Source organism: Enterobacter sp. 6722112 (genome assembly GCF_058661685.1).
In genome coordinates, this window is record NZ_JBZWGR010000007.1 from 4,089,981 (window position 1) to 4,109,022 (window position 19,042).

Annotated in this window: 11 protein-coding genes and 1 pseudogene; 4 read left to right on the forward strand and 8 right to left on the reverse strand. The window is 57.0% G+C overall.

The window, feature by feature from the left end:
• Positions 1 to 143: 143 nt before the first annotated feature.
• Entirely contained in the window at positions 144 to 902 is a 759-nt protein-coding gene (locus tag AC4OVU_RS21130; protein WP_017384183.1) for an SDR family NAD(P)-dependent oxidoreductase, read from the reverse strand.
• 119 nt (positions 903 to 1,021) lie between these two features.
• On the opposite strand from AC4OVU_RS21130, the gene AC4OVU_RS21135 reads away from it, so the two are divergent.
• The 3 genes from AC4OVU_RS21135 (at position 1,022) to AC4OVU_RS21145 (ending at position 4,581) form a co-directional block, all read left to right on the forward strand.
• Positions 1,022 to 1,921 (forward strand): LysR family transcriptional regulator, encoded by a 900-nt coding sequence (locus tag AC4OVU_RS21135; protein WP_015571517.1) that lies wholly within the window; start codon positions 1,022 to 1,024, stop codon positions 1,919 to 1,921.
• 50 nt (positions 1,922 to 1,971) lie between these two features.
• The gene (yhjD, locus tag AC4OVU_RS21140) at positions 1,972 to 2,997 is read left to right on the forward strand and encodes an inner membrane protein YhjD (protein ID WP_023295574.1); all 1,026 of its coding nucleotides are present in this window, start codon (positions 1,972 to 1,974) and stop codon (positions 2,995 to 2,997) included.
• A gap of 261 nt (positions 2,998 to 3,258) precedes the next feature.
• A complete protein-coding gene (locus tag AC4OVU_RS21145) occupies positions 3,259 to 4,581 on the forward strand; it encodes an MFS transporter (protein ID WP_015571519.1) in 1,323 nt (440 codons plus the stop codon).
• Positions 4,582 to 5,091: 510 nt separating this feature from the next.
• On the opposite strand, the gene AC4OVU_RS21150 is transcribed toward AC4OVU_RS21145, so the two are convergent.
• Both AC4OVU_RS21150 and pdeH read right to left on the reverse strand, forming a co-directional pair.
• Positions 5,092 to 7,134 (reverse strand): AsmA family protein, encoded by a 2,043-nt coding sequence (locus tag AC4OVU_RS21150; protein WP_110292651.1) that lies wholly within the window; start codon positions 7,132 to 7,134, stop codon positions 5,092 to 5,094.
• A gap of 65 nt (positions 7,135 to 7,199) precedes the next feature.
• Positions 7,200 to 7,973 carry a cyclic-guanylate-specific phosphodiesterase gene (gene pdeH / locus AC4OVU_RS21155; protein WP_015571521.1) on the reverse strand — a complete coding sequence of 258 codons (774 nt, stop codon included), beginning with the start codon at positions 7,971 to 7,973 and terminating at the stop codon, positions 7,200 to 7,202.
• Positions 7,974 to 8,203: 230 nt separating this feature from the next.
• On the opposite strand from pdeH, the gene kdgK reads away from it, so the two are divergent.
• Positions 8,204 to 9,133, forward strand: coding sequence for a 2-dehydro-3-deoxygluconokinase (gene kdgK, locus AC4OVU_RS21160; protein WP_017384186.1), 930 nt, complete (start codon positions 8,204 to 8,206; stop codon positions 9,131 to 9,133).
• A 62-nt stretch (positions 9,134 to 9,195) separates the two neighbouring features.
• On the opposite strand, the gene AC4OVU_RS21165 is transcribed toward kdgK, so the two are convergent.
• The 5 genes and pseudogenes from AC4OVU_RS21165 to bcsZ all read right to left on the reverse strand — a co-directional run bounded on the left by AC4OVU_RS21165 (position 9,196) and on the right by bcsZ (position 19,041).
• Positions 9,196 to 10,686 carry a M16 family metallopeptidase gene (locus AC4OVU_RS21165; protein WP_023295577.1) on the reverse strand — a complete coding sequence of 497 codons (1,491 nt, stop codon included), beginning with the start codon at positions 10,684 to 10,686 and terminating at the stop codon, positions 9,196 to 9,198.
• Positions 10,687 to 10,908: 222 nt separating this feature from the next.
• Entirely contained in the window at positions 10,909 to 12,195 is a 1,287-nt protein-coding gene (gene dctA / locus AC4OVU_RS21170) for a C4-dicarboxylate transporter DctC (protein WP_015571524.1), read from the reverse strand.
• Positions 12,196 to 12,354: 159 nt separating this feature from the next.
• The gene (hmsP, locus tag AC4OVU_RS21175; RefSeq protein WP_110292652.1) at positions 12,355 to 14,361 is read right to left on the reverse strand and encodes a biofilm formation regulator HmsP; all 2,007 of its coding nucleotides are present in this window, start codon (positions 14,359 to 14,361) and stop codon (positions 12,355 to 12,357) included.
• 120 nt (positions 14,362 to 14,481) lie between these two features.
• A pseudogene (bcsC, locus tag AC4OVU_RS21180) lies at positions 14,482 to 17,953 on the reverse strand (cellulose synthase complex outer membrane protein BcsC).
• Complete coding sequence (bcsZ, locus tag AC4OVU_RS21185) at positions 17,935 to 19,041, reverse strand: cellulose synthase complex periplasmic endoglucanase BcsZ (RefSeq protein ID WP_017384189.1); 1,107 nt, start codon at positions 19,039 to 19,041, stop codon at positions 17,935 to 17,937. Before bcsZ ends, bcsC begins: the two are co-directional and overlap by 19 nt.
• Position 19,042: the final 1 nt, after the last annotated feature.

A 19,042-nucleotide genomic window follows, 5' to 3' on the forward strand; every position in this document is an offset into this window, starting at 1 on the left:
ATTCTACAGAGGCATTTTTTAAGAAAAAACTCAATGAATGGAGAGGTTACAAATCACCCAGCTCTCTTTATATCTTCCAGCATTTAGACATACCTGTTTTAAGGATTTCCTTAAGAGGGTTCCCTCCCCCTTAAGACTGAACATTACAGGAACATACCGCCTGAAACTTCAATACGTTGCGCATTCATCCAGCCCAGTTTGTCACTGAGCAACGCCGCAATGGCGTCACCAATATCATCGGGCAGGCCCACGCGTCCCAGCGCTGTCTGCGAGGCCAGCAGCTGGTTAAGCTCCGCATTATCCCGCACGCGTCCGCCCCCAAAGTCGGTTTCAATCGCGCCGGGCGCGATGATATTGACGGAAATTCCGCGCGCACCAAGCTCTTTTGCCTGATAGCGGGTCAGCACTTCCATCGCCCCTTTCATTGCCGCGTAGGTGCCTGAACCGGGCTGAGTAAAACGGGCCAGTCCGCTGGAGACGTTCAGGATCCGCCCTCCGTCTTTTATGAGCGGCAGCAGCTGTTGCGTGAGGAAAAACGGCCCTTTGAAGTGAATGTTCAGCGCATCATCAAATTGCGCTTCCGTCGTCTCGGTATAGGGTGCGTATAACCCTGTACCTGCGTTGTTCACTAAATAGTCAAAGGTGTCACGTTGCCAGATGTGTTTGAGGGTATCCTTCACCTGCTGAGCAAAGCGCGAAAAGCTTACCGTATCGCCGACGTTAAGCTGCAATGCTGCCGCTTTTCCACCTGTTCCCTCGATTTCGCGCACAACTTCCTGCGCCTCCTGCTGGCTGTTGTTCCAGGTCAGGATGATGCCTGTCCCTTCCGCGGCCAGCTTCAAAACGGCATTTTTCCCCAGGCCGCGGCTACCGCCCGTCACTAAAGCAATACGTTCACTCATAATTCACCTCGTTTCGGCTGTGATGAAGATTGAGAAAGAGCTTATTAGATGGTAGAAAATCAATAAATAGTGCCGTCAGCGCTTCACTGTTTCATTCATAACAACAATGACCCACATCTATGGATAAAATACACGCAATGCAGCTTTTCCTTCGGGTCGCGGAACTGGAAAGTTTTTCCCGCGCGGCGGAGACGCTAAGCCTGCCGAAGGGGAGCGTATCGCGACAGATCCAGGCACTGGAAAACGCACTGGGCACGCAGCTGCTGCACCGCACTACCCGCCGCGTCAGCCTGACGCAGGACGGCATGGTTTATTACGAGCGCGCTAAAGATCTGCTGATGAATCTGGACGAACTGGACGGCATGTTCCTGCACGACCCTTCAACCATCAGCGGTCGGCTACGTGTGGATATGCCCGTTGCCATTGCGCGAAATGTAGTCATTCCGAAACTGCCTGCATTTTTACAACAGTTTCCCGGCATTGAGCTGGAGCTGAGTAGCAGCGATCGTCTGGTCGATGTCATCCGCGAAGGATTTGACTGCGTGGTTCGCGTGGGAAACTTAAAGGACTCCGGGCTTATCGCCCGCCCGCTTGGGAAACTCTCGGTGATTAACTGCGCCAGCCCGGATTATCTGACGCGATTCGGCTACCCTGAGACGCTGGACGATTTGGCTTCGCATGCCCTCATCCACTACTCCGCCACGCTGGGCACGCGTCCGCAGGGTTTTGAGTATTACAACGGCAGCGCGACCCAGTGGGTAAAAACGGGAGGCGTATTGACGGTTAACAGCACGGAAACCTACCAGGCCGCCTGTATCGCCGGGCTTGGCATTATTCAGGTTCCGCGCGTCGGGGTACGTGATGTCCTGCGCACGAAAAAACTCGTTGAGATCCTGCCGCAATACCGGGCTGAACCGATGCCCGTCTCCCTCATTTATCCCCACCGCCGTAACCTCTCCCGCCGGGTGCATGTGTTTATGGAGTGGCTTACCGAACTCACAAAAGGTTACGTCGACTAGTCACAAGCTATAATTCAGTAACATCCAGCTCAACGAAAAGGAAAATGCGCGTGACGCCGGAAAATAACCCGCAACGACCGACTCAACATTTAGATTATGAACCCATCAAAAAGATGGATAACGAACCTGAAGCGCCGAAAGAGCCTGGAACGGCCAGTAAAGCGCTGGGCACCGTGACCGGCATAGCCGAAAAAATTCAGCAGATACCCGCGATTGCTCACCTGATACGCGCCGCTGAGCGCTTTAACGACCGCATGGGAAATCAGTTTGGCGCGGCGATTACCTATTTCTCGTTCCTGTCGATGATCCCCATCCTGATGGTGTCATTTGCCGCCGCCGGTTTTGTGCTGGCGTCTCACCCGACGCTGTTGCAGGACATCTTCAATAAGATCCTGACCAACGTCAGCGACCAGACGCTCGCCGCAACGCTCAAAAGCACCATCAACACCGCCGTGCAGCAGCGTACCACCGTGGGTATCGTCGGGTTGCTGATTGCGCTCTATTCCGGGGTGAACTGGATGGGCAACCTGCGTGAGGCTATTCGCGCCCAGTCGCGTGACGTCTGGGAGCGTAGACCGCAGGATCAGGAGAAGATATGGGTGAAGTATCTGCGCGACTTTATTTCGCTGATTGGGCTGCTGGTGGCGCTGGTCATTACGCTCTCCATCACCTCGGTCGCCGGTTCCGCGCAGCAGATGATTATCTCCGCGCTGTACCTGGATTACATTGAATGGCTGAAACCGGCCTGGCGCGGCATTGGGCTGGCCATTTCTATCTTTGCTAACTACCTTCTGTTCTTCTGGATCTTCTGGCGTTTGCCCCGCCATCGTCCGCGCAAGAAGGCGCTGATGCGCGGGACATTGATTGCCGCCATTGGTTTTGAGGTGATCAAGATTGTGATGACCTATACGCTGCCGTCGCTGGTGAAGTCTCCCTCCGGCGCGGCCTTTGGTTCGGTGCTGGGGCTGATGGCTTTCTTCTATTTCTTCGCTCGCCTGACGCTGTTCTGCGCCGCGTGGATCGCCACGGCAGAGTATAAAGATGACCCGCGCATGCCGGGTAAAACCCACCGCTGATATCATGTCGGGCTGATATTTCAGCCCGATCCGCCATTTCAGCATATAAATCCAGGTCGTAACTTTTTATTTAACGCAAAACCAGTTTTAATGACTGATATTTAAAAAGTGTGAAGCATTTCATGGAAGTGTTTTCGCTGGTCTGAAAATTATCCGCTTTTTGTTGCTTTTATGACCACACCACGCCTTTGTTACAGATTGAAATGTCGCTTTTGCTATGCCTAATATGGCCCTTCGTTCGTCCAAAAATAAGAAAATATTATGCAAGCAACAGCCACCACACTTAACGAAGGGGCGGAACACGTTCCGGTCAACTCGCGCAATAAAGTCGTCGTCGCATCGCTGATTGGCACCGCCATTGAGTTCTTCGACTTTTATATTTACGCCACCGCTGCGGTCATTGTCTTTCCGCATATTTTCTTCCCTCAGGGCGACCCGACGGCAGCCACGCTACAGTCTTTAGCCACCTTTGCTATCGCCTTCGTTGCGCGTCCGATTGGTTCAGCGGTCTTTGGGCATTTTGGCGATCGCGTCGGCCGTAAAGTGACGCTGGTTGCCTCGCTGCTGACGATGGGGATCTCCACCGTCGCCATCGGCCTGCTGCCGACCTATGAAACTATTGGCATTCTGGCGCCTGTGCTGCTGGCGCTGGCGCGCTTTGGGCAGGGTCTGGGGCTGGGCGGGGAATGGGGCGGCGCGGCACTGCTGGCGACCGAAAACGCCCCGGCGCGCAAACGAGCCCTGTATGGCTCTTTCCCGCAGCTGGGCGCACCGATTGGGTTCTTCTTCGCTAACGGCACCTTCCTGCTCCTCTCCTGGCTGCTGACTGATGAACAGTTCATGAACTGGGGCTGGCGTATTCCATTCGTCTTCTCTGCCGTGCTGGTGCTGATTGGCCTGTACGTTCGCGTGTCGCTGCACGAGACGCCGGTCTTCGCTAAAGTCGCCGCGGCGAAAAAGCAGGTTAAAGTTCCGCTGGGGACGCTGCTGACCAAACACCTCCGCGTGACCGTGCTGGGCACGTTCATCATGCTGGCAACCTACACGCTGTTCTACATCATGACCGTTTACTCCATGACCTTCAGTACCGCCGCCGCGCCGGTCGGCCTGGGCCTGCCGCGTAACGAAGTGCTGTGGATGCTGATGATGGCGGTCATCGGATTTGGTGTGATGGTGCCCATCGCGGGCCTGCTGGCGGATAAATTTGGCCGTCGTTCAAGCATGATCGTCATCACCTCGCTGATTATTCTGTTCGCGCTGTTTGTCTTCCCGCCGCTGCTGGGTTCAGGTAGCCCTGCGCTGGTGATGGCGTATCTGCTGATTGGCCTGAGCCTGATGGGGCTGACTTTTGGCCCAATGGGCGCGCTGCTGCCGGAGCTGTTCCCGACTGAAGTGCGTTACACCGGCGCGTCGTTCTCCTATAACGTTTCGTCGATTCTGGGCGCCTCGGTGGCTCCGTATATCGCCACATGGCTTCAGGCGAACTATGGCCTGTTCTATGTGGGTGTCTATCTGGCGGCAATGGCAGCGCTGACGCTGATTGCGCTGCTGCTGACGCACGAGACGAAGCATCAGGCGCTGTAAGTGAATGCCGGGTGGCGGCTACGCCTTACCCGGCCTACGATTCAGCCCTCACCCACAGGGCTGAGGGCTCCCCACAAAATAATGCCTGCACAGACGGCCCCCTCTCCCTTGAGGGAGAGGGCTGGGGTGAGGGGGAACATACGGCTCAGGTGGTCATTCCGTTCACTTTATGTTCCTTGCTACTCTGTCACGACATGAGCGGTGAACGTGCCAGGGTGGCTCAGTCGCCACCACCCTGGCGACCCGGGCTTCCGGCGGAAAATCGCCGCTTCGCGGTGCCTTCGGCTTATTCCTTCCGGCTTATCGGGGACGGGCGGAGGTAACATCCCTGTAAAGCCCGCCCTCTCGGCGCATCCCTGCGCCTCGCCCCGGCCTACAGGAAACGCCTCAGCGATTTACAGCCGGACCGAGGCATCGCTGAAAGCCCTCAGTTATTCTGAGGCAACGTTATAGCTTTTGCTTTCAAATTACTGGAGCCCCCTCTCCCCACAGGGAGAGGGAGAAACGGGACTACTTCTTCATCTGCGACAAAATCGTCCGACACTGATTCGCTTCGCCTTCCGACGGCGAAATCAACGCCAGCAGCGCCGCCGCAGGAGTGACCAGCGTAGCGAGCGCGGCGGCGACCGCACCACGCGCAATCAACGGCCCGGCCTTCACGCCCGCCTGCGGATCTTTGAAGGTTCCGCGAACGTACAGCGGCGAGCGCAGGGTAATGATACGAATGCCTTTACTTTCCGGATCGATGGTTAAATCCAGCTGCTCGGACGCCATGCTGGCGGTACCGGTGACGTTGATAACCGCGTTTTCCGTGTCGAAGGCGAAGATCTGCGGACGCGCCACGCCGTTGACCAGATCCAGATTTGCCGCCGCGCAGTTAACGCGTACTTCGTCGTCACCGAAGATTTGCCCGATGATAAAGTTCCCGACGTTCAGCCCCAGGATCTCCATCAGGTTACGGCTCACCAGCCCGTCGTTCATCAGCAGCTTCAGGTTGCCGTTTCCGCTACCCAGCAGCGCCGCTACCGAGTTACCCGTGCCGCGAATATCCGCGTCGCCGTTCATCTCACCGAGGGTTTTCTGCATCAGCTCCACGTCCGGCATCAGCTCTTTCAGCTTCAGCCGACGCGCCTGGATCTCCGCCCTTCCCGGCATTGGCTTTTTATCCCCCTCCAGGTGGATATTCGATGAGATGGTTCCCCCGGCCATGCCAAACTTCAGCGGTTGCAGGCGCAGGTCGGCGTTTTTCAGGATGATATGGGTCGAGAGGTTGCTCAGCGGCAGCGTGCTGCCATGCTCAATTTTACGTCCTTTGAAGCGTACATCCGCATCCATCACGTCCCATTTGTCGGTTTCGAAGCGGTCATAAGGCAGCACTTTACCCGCAGGCTGAACGTCCTTTTTAACCTCTTTAGACTTCGTGCCTTTGCCCGAATCTACGCCAATCAGCGGACCAAGATCGGCCAGACGCAGCTGGCGGGATTCAACGTCCCCCTCCAGTTTCGGGCGCGGTTTACCGGTGGTGTAGGTCAGCGTGCCGTGGATATCGCTGTCGCCGATGCGCCCGTTAAAATTCCGGTAGTCAAAGACGGACGATTTTTCGGTGTTGATTTTGGCAACCAGGTGCCCGTCCGTTTCAAACGGCGGGGTATCCGGCAGCAGCACGCCGGTCAAATCGTACAGTTCACCCAGCGAATCCCCGGCAAACTTAAGCTGGAGGTCGACGCCGCCCATGTTCATCGGGTCGTTAACCGTGCCCACGAACGCCACGCGGGTGTTGCCCGAGCGGAAATCCGCCTGCACCGGGAACGGCGTGCCCTCACTCCTGAGCGCCAGCATGCCGCCGATTTTGCCTTTACCGGTCAGCGGCTGGCCGTTGTAGCGCCCTTTCGCCGTCAGGCCGAAGACGTAATCGCCCGCTTTGCTGTCATCGCCTTTGGCTTTACTGCCCGTCACTTCGCTAAACGGCAGCGGCTTGCCCAGCGGATCGACGAGGATCTCCACGTCAGCCTTACTCACCTTATCGTCAATAGCGATCCTCCCCCGATCGAACAGAATATTGTCGAGGCGGAAAGACCACGAAGAGGGCTGCGCATTCTGATCTTTATCGCCGCTGCTGGCGAGATCGAACGTCCAGTTGTTGTTTTTCTCTGACAGGCGAATTAGCCGCGCGTCGGGCTGCTGAAGTTTGATCCACGGCAGATACACCGTTTTGGTTAACAGGGCTAACGGCGCCAGCGTGGCTTCCACGCGCGGCAGGTGGATCATGGTCACTTCGGGGATGTCCGGCGGGTTGCCGAGAATGATGTCGTCGGCGTGAACGTGCGGCCATGGCACCCAGCTTCGCCAGCCGGTTTCCTCTTTCTGGCGCTCCCACACGACACCCAAATCGCCACGTATTGCGAAGGGGCGGTTTAGCTCGGTTGAGACTTTCTGGTTGATGGTCGGTTTGAGCCGGTTCCAGTCAAACGTGGCGATAATGATGATTAAGACCACGATCAGCAACAAGAAAATCCCTGCTGTCCAGGAAATCACCCTGGTTGTTTTTGTCATTGTTGTCCCCTTTCCTGATGAACTTGCCTCTAAAACTATAGTTCAGACAAAGGGAAGCGGGCAGATCAGAGGGTGGTTATCACCTTTTCCAGGGTATCCATGGGGACAGGACGAGAGAGGAAATAACCCTGTGCCGCCGCTGCCGGGGAATTTTGCACGTCGCGCCACTCCTCCAGCGTCTCTACGCCTTCCACAATGACGCCCTGGCAATAGCGGTTCATCAGTTGCAGGAGCATCGTAAACAGGTTCCGTCCCTCCGGCGTCTGGCGCAGCATGATAAACAGATCGCGGGCCACTTTGATGTAGTCATAACGCACTTCGCTCAGGGCGGAGAAGTTGGCCATACCGGTACCGAAATCATCCAGCCACAGCGGGCCAAACTCACACATCGAGGCAAACGAGGAGTCCTGTGGCAGCTGAACATGTTCCACCAGCTCGAAGCGCATCCACGGCAAGGTGGCAATCAGCGCCTGCAATGTCGCGTTCTGACGTAACGCCATCAGGGTTGGGCCATCCACGTTCACCGACGCCAGAATACCGTGCTGCTCGAAGAACGCCTGCTTCGTCGCCAGCATTCTCAGCTGCTCTTCCAGCACGTCGATACGCTGACGCACGGCAACCTCCGCAAAATAGCGGTCCGGTGCAATACGCTGTGAAGGATTCGATGGATGAGTGACGACCGTTAACACCTCAATCGCCATTAACCGACCATCGGTACGGTAGATGGGCTGATAGGTGTACGCTCGCTCACATTGCAGCCAGTAGCGATGCTCCTGCAAGTTCTCAATACTTGCCTCAGGCGTAGTGCTCAGCCGCTGGATAACCTGCTCTGACTTCATTTCGGATGTCCTGTTGTATGGGATAGCCTTTCTGGACTCGTCACTGAGTTATCGGCCCGCCAGGTGAGAACTTTATGTTCAATTCACCGGGAAAATGAAATTAAGATGACAGAAATATGCCGGAATACGCGCTGGCTCAAAAAAAATAATGGAACGTCGTTTTAATATAGTTGACCATAAAAAACACACAGCGCACACTACCCTTAATTTCTTTGTTCAGGTTCACGACTATGTCTAAAAAAATTGCCGTGATTGGCGAATGCATGATTGAGCTGTCCCAGAAAGGCGCGGAAGTCAGCCGCGGTTTTGGTGGCGATACATTGAACACCTCCGTTTACATTGCCCGTCAGGTCGCCCCCGACGCGCTGAGCGTGAGCTACGTTACCGCGCTGGGAACGGACAGCTTCAGCCAGCAGATGCTGGAAGCCTGGCAGGGTGAAAACGTTGGGACCTCGCTGATCCAGCGAATGGAAAACCGCCTGCCGGGTTTGTACTACATCGAAACCGACAGCACCGGCGAGCGCACCTTCTATTACTGGCGTAATGAAGCGGCCGCCAAATTCTGGCTGGAAAGCGAGGCCGCCGCTGCCATTTGCGAAGAACTGGCGACCTTCGATTACCTCTACCTGAGCGGGATCAGCCTGGCGATCCTGAGCCAGGAGAGCCGTGAAAAGCTGCTGTCACTGCTGCGCGAATGCCGTGCCAATGGCGGTAAGGTGATTTTCGATAACAACTACCGTCCGCGTTTGTGGGCCAGCCGCGAAGAGACGCAGCAGGTCTACCAGCAGATGCTCGAATGCACCGATATCGCCTTCCTGACGCTGGATGATGAAGATGCTCTGTGGGGCGAAAAACCGGTTGATGAGGTCATTGCCCGGACGCAGGCTGCCGGGGTCAGCGAAGTGGTGATCAAGCGCGGGGCGGAGTCTTGCCTGGTGGCGGTTGCAGGTGAAGCCGTGACAGAGGTGCCGGCGGTGAAGCTGGCGAAAGAGAAGGTAATCGATACCACGGCGGCGGGAGATTCTTTCAGCGCGGGGTATCTGGCGGTACGTCTGACGGGGGGGACGCCGGAAGCGGCGGCGCAGCGCGGTCATTTGACGGCCAGCACGGTGATTCAGTATCGCGGAGCGATTATTCCGCGCGAGGCGATGCCTGCTTAAGGACTGTGCGGGCTGATGCCCGCACCCTAACCCTCTCCCTCAGGGCTGAGGGAACGCAGAGCTTACTGGCCCTGCGGAATATCGCTCGCATCCTGGTGTAAATCATCGGCTGCCGTTTGCGCTGGCTGCGGCGGCGTCGCCATGATGGCGCTCCAGGTGGCCTTCAACTCTTTCATGTCATATTCCGGCTCACCTTTCGGCTGCAACAGAATCAACGCCATATCCTGCGACAGCTGCTGACGCAGATCCTGATTCAGCATCTCCACGGTCAGACCGTTCAGGAAGTCCTGACGCAGTTTCTGATACTGCTCCGGCGCGATATCCACCACCTGATTCTGCAAGGAGCGAATGCGCTGGCTGATTAAGATATCGGTATCGGCGCGGGCATAGGTGGCGAACAGTTTCTGCAATTCGAGGGATTTCTGCGCCACCAGCGCGTTAAACTCCTCTTCAGACAGGCCCTCTTTCCGCACTTTAGCCAGCTCTTTCGCCACCACGCCGAGATTGGCATTCAGCTTATCGCCCGGCGATTCCACGTTAATGGCGCACTGGGCGCGCTGGAACAGCACTCGGCAGTCAAAGCCCAGGCCAATATCTTTCACGTTGTTCTTGCTGAGCGTCTGCTGAACGTGCCAGAACAGCGCTTCACGCGCGAGATCCGCACGCCAGTAACGCAACAGCGCAGAAGACTCGCGGATCGGCTGCCAGGCCGTATCCCACATCATTGAAAGACGATCCTGACGCACGGTATCCGTCATGATGCTGACCGTCTCAGGACGCAGCGGGGACAAGGTAGGAACAGGGGCGGGCGTTTCACGCTTCCCTTTCAGATCGCCAAATGCTTTGTTGATCTGTTCTATCACCGCACGGCTGTCCACGTTGCCCACCACAATCAGGGTCATGGCATCCGGGGTGTACCACTGCTGGTAGAAAGATTTCACCTGCGCGGCATCAACCGGCTGTTTCAGCGGCTCTGCCGGGTCGTGGCCAAGCAGCGTTGACCCTTTCAGGCGGTAGCGCCACCAGCCTTCTTTGGTATCCGTCGGCCAGGTCGCCACCATGTCGCTGTTGCTCAACGCATAGTTAACGGTCTCAGGCGTAATCGCCAGTTTGCCGGTGGCATCCGAAAGATAGGTCAGTGCTTCTTTAAGCAGATCGTTACGGTTGTTGGGCAGGCTCAGGTTAAACATGGTGTAGTCATAGGAGACCACAGCCGGGGGCAGCGGGCGTTTCGGATCGATGGCCTGTTGCCATAAAGAACGCACCTGAACCGCCTGCAAACTGCCGCTCTGGGTGAGCGCCAGTCGAGGAATAAAGTGGCTTAAGCCGGTCTGCTGGGTGCTTTCAGTGAGGGAGCCGGTATTCACAGAAAGACGGATTTCAATGCGATCGCTCGGACGTTGCGGAGTGGATAATACCTGCCACTGGAAACCGTTCGCCAGTGTTCCCTGTTGCCAGGCCGGGTCTGGCTGGAGCGCATCTGCCTGCACATAACTGGCTGCTGCCATCATCAGCAAACCGCCGGTTAAGAGTCGAATTTTTGTGCCCTGCATGTGAACCCCTGATCAACATTCCTGGTTAAAGAGAGTGTCTCGCGACGTGAGCACTCAAAGATGACGATGAAAACCTTCCGATTAGACAGCGTGTTCGACTAAACGTCACGGGCGGAAGTGAAATATACCCAAAAAAAATCTTGTCGAATTATGACAGGTATGAACAGTTATTATGCGCAGGTGCCCGCATCCCCACAAGGGAATACGGGCATTTATGAGGGATTAAGAGGATAAACCGGGGGTTTTGTCCTCAGATGTGCGGTTATTCAGCGTATCGTTAAGCTTCTTGTGATCCAGCTCTTTCACCCACTTCGCCACCACAATCGTCGCCACGCCATTGCCGACCAGGTTGGTTAACGCACGGGCTTCAGACATAAAGCGGTCAATACCGAGGATCAGGGCCAGGCCCGCCACCGGCAGATGGCCCACCGCCGAAATGGTGGCCGCCAGCACGATAAATCCGCTGCCCGTTACGCCCGCCGCCCCTTTTGAAGAGAGCAGAAGCACCACCAGCAGCGTAATCTGATGGAAGATATCCATGTGGCTGTTAGTGGCCTGGGCAATAAAGACCGCCGCCATCGTCAGGTATATCGAGGTGCCGTCCAGGTTAAAGGAGTAGCCCGTAGGAATAACCAGCCCCACCACTGACTTACGGCAGCCCAGCTTTTCCATTTTATCGAGCATACGCGGCAGCGCGGACTCCGAAGAGGATGTGCCGAGGACAATCAGCAGCTCTTCACGAATGTAACGGATAAATTTGAAGATGCTGAAGCCGGTCGCACGGGCGATGGAGCCGAGCACCACCACCACAAACAGAATACAGGTGATGTAGAAACAGACGATCAGCTGGCCAAGCTGTACCAGCGTGCCGACGCCATATTTCCCGATGGTGAAGGCCATCGCGCCAAAGGCGCCAATCGGGGCCAGACGCATGATCATGTTGATGATGCCGAAGATCACCTGCGAGAAGCTTTCAATGACGTTAAAAATCAGCTGCCCTTTGCTGCCAAGACGGTGCAGGGCAAAGCCAAACAGCACGGCAAACAGCAGCACCTGGAGGATATTTCCGCTGGCGAACGCGCCAATCACGCTGCTCGGGATCACGTCCAGCAGGAAGGCAACAATCCCCTGATCTTTCGCCTGTTCAGCGTAAACCGCCACCGCTTTCGCATCCAGCGTGGCCGGGTCGACGTTCATGCCCGCGCCAGGCTGTACTACGTTGACAATTATCAGGCCGATAATTAGCGCGATGGTACTGACAATCTCGAAGTACAGCAGGGCAACCGCCCCCGTACGCCCGACCGCCTTCATGCTTTCCATGCCAGCGATACCGGTCACCACGGTACAGAAAATGACCGGCGCGATGATCATTTTGATGAGCTTAACGAACGCGTCGCCAAGCGGTTTCATCTGCGCGCCCAGCTCCGGGTAGTAGTGACCGAGCAGAATACCGATGGCGATGGCTGTCAGGACCTGGAAGTAAAGACTTTTGAAGAGTGAGGTTTTCATAGGGTGTCCCTGGAAAGAAAAACTACAGGCTTTGTAAGGTTATGGTTAACCTGCGGCTTTAAAATAACACCCACATAACAGGACAGAAATAAACGGGGTTCAAATTTGAAACACAAATGTTAAGAACTTTGAGCTGGCTCGCACAAGCCAGCAACAAAATTACACTTTTGCGTTATTGCCAGCGTCGGCGAGATAGCGTTGCTCAAAGATATCCGTCGGTACGGCGCGGTCAAACAGGAAGCCCTGTCCGCTCTCCACGCCCGCCGCAGCCAGCCACTCACGTTGGGCGTCGGTTTCAATACCCTCGGCAATTACGTGCAGATTCAGGCTGTGCGCCATCTGAATAATGGCCTGTACCAGGCTGCAATCCTCCGGCAGCCCATCCACAAAGGTTTTGTCGATTTTCAGGACGTCCACCGGCAACGTTTTCATGTGCTGGAGCTGACGCAGGCCGGAATACCCCATACCAAAATCGTCCAGCGCAATGCGGATCCCGGCATTACGCAGCGGTTTCAGAATGGCGACAGCATCGTCAGGATTGTCGATACAACGGCTCTCGGTGACTTCCAGGATCAACGTGTGGGGCTGAATGCGGTAGCGGTGGATCAACTCGAGCATCTCCGGCACCATGGTCGGGTGCATCAGCTGTAGCGCAGAGAGATTCACCGACAGCGGCAGCGTGATGCCCCGTTGTTGCCAGGCCGCAAGCTGGCGGCAGGACTCTTCCAGCACCCAGTAGCCGACGGTGACCATCAGGCCGCAGGACTCGATACGTTCGATCATCCCCTCAGGCAGCTCCCACGTGCCGTCCGGCTGTTGCATACGCAGCAACGCTTCGGCGCTGGTCACTTCACTCGTGCGCAAATTGACCTGCGGCTGTAGCCAGAGCGCAAACTGGCGATTGTCCATCGCCGTCAGAATGTCGCTCTCTTCCGTCAGGCGCTGCTGGGCTTTTTCCATCTGCTCCGGATCAAAGAACTGGATCTGGTTTTTGCCTTTCCGGCGCGCGGTGAATGCGGCCGAGAAGGCCCGACGATAAAGCTGCTCGGCGGTCAGCCCCCCGTAGTACATCGCAATACCGATGCTGGCGCTCGGGCGAAGCTGGATACCCTGAATGGGCAGCCGCTCATTAATGACAGTGAGTACTTGCTGACCTAGCGTAATGGCGTGCCACGGCTCTTTAACACCGTGCGCGATCACCACCAGGTCATAACCGCTGACCTGGGTGAGCACCATGCGCGGCGCCAGAACGGATTTCACCTTTTCCACCAGCGTCAGCAACAGCATCTCGCGCTGGCTCTCTTTCAGCACGCCCGCCGTGTCCTGCAAGGTTTCGCAGGCAATCACCATCAGCGCGGTGGTCTGCTGGCGGGCGACGGTCTGCTCCAGCAAGGCCATTAAAAACGCTTTGTTTGGCAGATCGGATACCGGAAAACGGGTGGCGTTGCTACTGAGCTCTTCCTGCTGACGCAGGACACGCTGCTGGTTGATATTGTAACTCCGGACCAGCATGCCAATTTCATCGTCGTGATGCAGGCGCGGCAAGGGAAGCTGATGCCCCATGTGCTCCTGTGGAGAGAGGTCGTTCAGCTCCCGGGCTATGCGGCGCAACGGATGCACAATTAACCGGTTGATACACCACGTCAGCGCCACGCTCAGCATTAGTGTCAAAAGTAAGTAAGTAGTCACTAACGTAGCAACCCAACTCATGACGAATTTATACATGCGGTACGAGTCGGCCTGTAGCACCAGGTAGGCCAGCGGCTGCGGGTTAGCCGGTCTTTCCAGGGAATAGAGAGGCAGGGAAATTTGCACCGGCAGTTCAAACAGGCGCATCACCATCATCGGGACGGGACGCTCCGGGATAAAGCTCATCCGCAGCGCCTGGAACTGGTTCGGCAGCACGACATCCGCGCGGCTCACGATACCGGCGGGCTGAATGCGCTTCAGGATGGATTCCGCCTCGGGGATATCCCCTTTCAGGATCGAGGCTGACAGGGGTTCCCGCACCGAGCGGGCAATACTTTCCAGTTGCGAAGCCGTGTTATAGCGATTCTGCTGTACGGAGTGAAACAGCAAAATGACGCAGAAGATGAAGACAAACAGCATTGTGACGGCAGACACCATCGCCATCTGTTTGATCGTTAAGGAACGGCTGACACGCAAAATGACTCTCCACAAAACTCGAAGCGCAGGGCGCACCAGGGTGTAAACCTGGTGCGCCCGAGTATACCCGATAGCTGCACTTTTAAGAGAGACTTACAATTAGATTAAGAAAAAATCCGATCACCAGTCTGCATAAGGCACCAGCGGTTCCGGTGGTAAGTCCATATCACCTTGCCAGCCCGCGGCAGAATACCGAACGTAGAGCAGCGCATGGCTCGGGGTATAGTCTTTTGCTTCCTGAATATCGACGCCCAGTCCGACAAACCAGTTGGACGTCACGCGGCGTTCAACAATCGCCCTTGCGGTATAACCCGTCCCTGACGAGCTACTTCCGGTTTCCATTACACCTTTATCGGTATAACGGCCTGGCTCATTGTCCGGGATCAGCCCCTGTAACGGATAACGCATCACATCTTTTGTTTTTGAATGAGACCAGGAGACGGAGCCGCCCAGCTCCCATGACCAGTTCTCTGTGCGTTTACGCCAGTTCACCCGACACATACTCCTGGGGACTGTAGTAACCGCCCTGGCCCAGCGAATAGCCACTTAAATCCTTATCGTAATGCCAGAGCATGTTGGACACGCCCACCGTCAGGCGTTCGTTGTTCTGATTGATGAGCTTGTAGTAATAGCCGGTCATCCAGCGGACGCGCCAGTTATCTTCGACATTCTTCCCGGTGAGGCTGTCGGCACTCAGGCTTGACCAGATCCCGTTAGCTTCGCCTTTGTCGTAGCTCATGCTCACGCCGCCACCGGTGGCACGCACGCCGCCCCAGGTGGTGTCGGTATTGGGATCTTTTTGCCCGGCGAAGGCCAGCACCGAGCTGGAAATCGGACGGCGATGGGCGTTCAGGGTGTAGCCAATCGGCCCTAAATCGTTGCTGTAGCTCAGGCTACCCACCACATCGACCACGTCGAAGCCCATCGGCGTTGTACCGATATCCCACGCCCAGGTTTTGTTCTGCCAGCCGACGGCCACGCTGGCGCCGTTGGCCGACTGGTTCGTGCTGCCGTGACATGGCGTTTCGGCACAGGTACCCCATGTCGGATCGTAGGTTCCGTTATCGGTGGCAAAGGAACCGGCGTTCATATTGACCAGATCGCTACGGAAGAACATACGTCCATCCGACAGCGGCGCATCAACCTGGAGCATGGTGGTGTGCGCTTTCAGGTCGGAATAGCCTCCCGTGCCGCTGGAGCCCCAGTAGTCGTGTTGCAGCGTGACGTTCAGATCCTGCTGACGATAAAGATCGCCTGCATCGCTGCGCACGCCGCGCTTCAGCCAGTCATCTTTCTCATCGTTACGCGTGAGCCGCGTAAAGCTGTCGTTATCGGTCGGACGGGTCGTTGTGATGCCCGATGAGACCATCGCATCTTTCCAGGTGTCCAGCGCCTGCTTAGGCTGACCATTTTGTGCCTGGAAACGGGCGGCATCGCGCATCACCAGCGCACTTTCCATCGAAGGCGGCTGCGATTTGGCCTGCGGAAGAATGGCGTTGAAGGTCTTTTCTGCCGCGGCATGATCACCCAGGCCAGCCTGCGCCATGGCAAGCCGGCGCTGCATATTGATGGAGAGCGGTTCGCCGTTCTGTGCCGCGGGCAGTTTCGCCAGCGCCGCGCGCGCCGCGTCCTTGTTGTCCTGGGCAAGATAGACCTCGGTCAGGCCGAGGATCGCGTCTTCGTTCTGCGGTTCGCGTTGCAGGACGGTGTTGTAGGCTGTTTTCGCGGCCTCATGATCGCCACGCTGTTCAGCCCAGTCCGCCAGCGTCAGGTCGATACGGGTGGACGGAGGCTGCTGGCGAAGCAACGTTTCCGCCTCCTGCTCTTTTCCACTGTCGCGCAGGCGGTTGGCGGTTTCCAGCACCTGGTTACTTTGCAGGCGGTCCGCCAGCGCCTGAATGTTGCCGTTCCACTTGTCGCGCGGCAGCGTGTTCAGATGCGCCAGCGCCGCCCGGTCCTGATCGTTACCGGACAGGTACAGCCCGCTGGCGTAAACCTGATCCGGATCGCCCGGTTTCTGGCTTGCCAGCTGACGCATCAGGTTATCCGCCTGGCTGCGCTGACCCGCGCTATACAGATCGCGTGACAGTCGGTAGGTGATCCACACGTCGCCCGGGGAAAGCACAAGGCGTCGGCGCTGAATTTCTGCGGCCTGCGCATATTTCCCCTCGCTTTCCAGCTGTTCGGCCTGGGCTGACAACTGCTCGTTCGTCAGGCTACGTTCAATATCATCAATGCTGCGGCGCTGGCTGGCAGAGAGCGACTGAATAAACTGCGTCGCCTTCTGTGGTGACTGCGCGCGATAAATATTGGCGAGACCGCGTACCGCGTTGCTGTTGCCGCTGTCCATCCGCAACGCCTGGCGGTAATAGCGCTCGGCCGCGTCGTTATCTTTGCGCGCCGCCGCCGCATCACCGAGGCCCAGAACCGCGTAGCTGTCGGTATTGTCGATATTGCGCGCCTGCTGGTAATAGCGTTCGGCCTGGGCCGTATTGTTGGCTTTCAGGGCGTTATCCCCCTGCTGGATCAGCAGCCAGTATCGGTTGACCTTCAGCAGGCTGTCCCATTTGCCCCGGTTATCGCTCTGCGGATCGAGGGCGATCGCCTTTTCAAACTGCGCAACCGCGCGCGCGCGATCGCCTTTCTGAGAATAGGCCTGCCCCAGCGCGCCTACGGCTTCACTGTCGGCGTGGTTGGCGCTGACTGCTTTTTGCAACTCCGTTACCGCTTTACTGCCCTGCCCGGCATCCACTGCGGCTAACCCTTCGGCTTTGGCGCGGAACGCCGGATCGGCGAGCTGTTTTTGCTGCGCTTCAAGCTGGGCGCGCGCCGCCGTCACGTTATCGCCATCGCTGAACACGCTCAGGTATTGTTGCAGCGCGGTAACGCTGGCGCTGCTGGCCGGCTGATCTTTGATCTGCTGGTACCACATGTCCGACGCCTGACTGCGGCCATTATTCGATTTGGCCATCTCCTGTAACACCGCAAACCCTTCATCACGCCGTCCGCTCTGGAACAAAAGCTGTGCCAGCGAGGACTGTAGCGGGACGTTGCCCGGACTGCTGGCGTTTATTTTCTTAAGCTGATTAATGGCCAGGTTGCGGCGGGCTGGCTCTTTCGCCACCACGTTCCAGTACTCCGTCGCGATGTCGCCACTGGGCGGCTTACCGTCAAACAGTTTGTCATACGCGGCAATGGCTTCCTGGGTGTGCCCGGTGGTGGCAAGCAGGCGAGCCTGCTGGAGGGACTGGCGACCATCCGGCGTGGAGAGCAGCATGGTAGTACGGGAGGACTGATAGGCACTGGAATCGGGCGCCATTCCTTTCAGGCGATCCAGCTCTTTTTGCGCGCCCGCCGTATCGCCCTGTCGTAACAGGTAGCGGAAGCGCGCGGCAATCACGTCCGGGTTGTTGGGGTCGATCAGCTCAAGGCGATAGAGCGACTGGCGCACTAAATCCTCACGCTGGGTGGATTCCCCCAGACGGACCTGTTCCAGCAGCTGTCTCTGCTGCGGGGAGTTGGCGGCCTGGGCCAAGGGCATTAGCGCCAGGCCAAGCGATAAGGTGAGTAGATTCAGTGTGAACGTGCGCATTCCTGGCCCCAGTCCGGTAGTAATTCACCTTGCACGGTGAAACGAAAACGATGCTGATCCCACCCTTGTCCAAAGAGGGTCAGAACGTAGCTGTAATAAGCATTGTTATCGGGAAAACGATCGGCGACGTGCTGGCGTTGCACCGCTTGCGCGTCCCGGTTTTGTAAAAACGGAAGGAGGGAGGCAGAAAACCCTACCGGCCCATCTCCGGTGCGTTTCCCGGTCGCGACGTCCACTTTCTCCGGCGGCAAGCCTTGTTTGATTGTGGTGGTCGCCATGGGCTTGAAACGCGCCAGTAGCCGGGCTTTCTGCGGATCGTTATCGTTCATCATCCCTACCCACAGATAGACGCGAATCGCATCGTAGCTGCCGATCAGGGATGCATCCTGCGACAGCTGCCAGCCGCCCTTTTTCTGGTATTTCACCCAGTTCGGGGAAAATCCTTTAGGCGCGGTCTCCAGCAGCAGACGCAGGTTGGTTTCACGGAGCGTCGTCCACGGCGCGCCAAAACGGGTGAAATAGCTCGCAAGCTGCGGCGGCAGGTAGCTGGGGTTGAAGCGCCAGACACTCTCTTCGGCAAAACCGACTTTACCCGGCAGCAGCATAGAACCCAGCCCCGGCACCTTCACCACTTCCTCACTGGCAATGCGCGTCAACAGCGCCTTACCCGTGCGCGTGTAATCGGGATTTTTCCACAGCCGCCCGGCTTCCAGCAGCGACCAGGCAATCCAGATATCGGCATCAGACGCGGAGTTAGGGTCGATAACCGCCCAGGTTTCGTCGTCCTTTTTCCCCCACAGCCAGGCCGGGAGATGTTGGGTTAAATCTCCCTCGGCAAGGTTATCGCGCGTCCATGCCAGCAGCAGATCGAACGCCTTGCGATCGTTTGCCGCGAGGGCAAAGAACAGTCCGTAGCTTTGCCCTTCGGAGGTGGTGATTTTGCGCGCGTCACTGGGATCAATGACGCGCCCACTTTCGCTCATATAATCCTGCTTGAACGTCTCCCAGGCAGGCCAGCGACAGGCGGCGTGAAGATTCGCCGCCGCCAGCATCAACGCTGCGACTACACACCCGCGAAAGATTTTCATC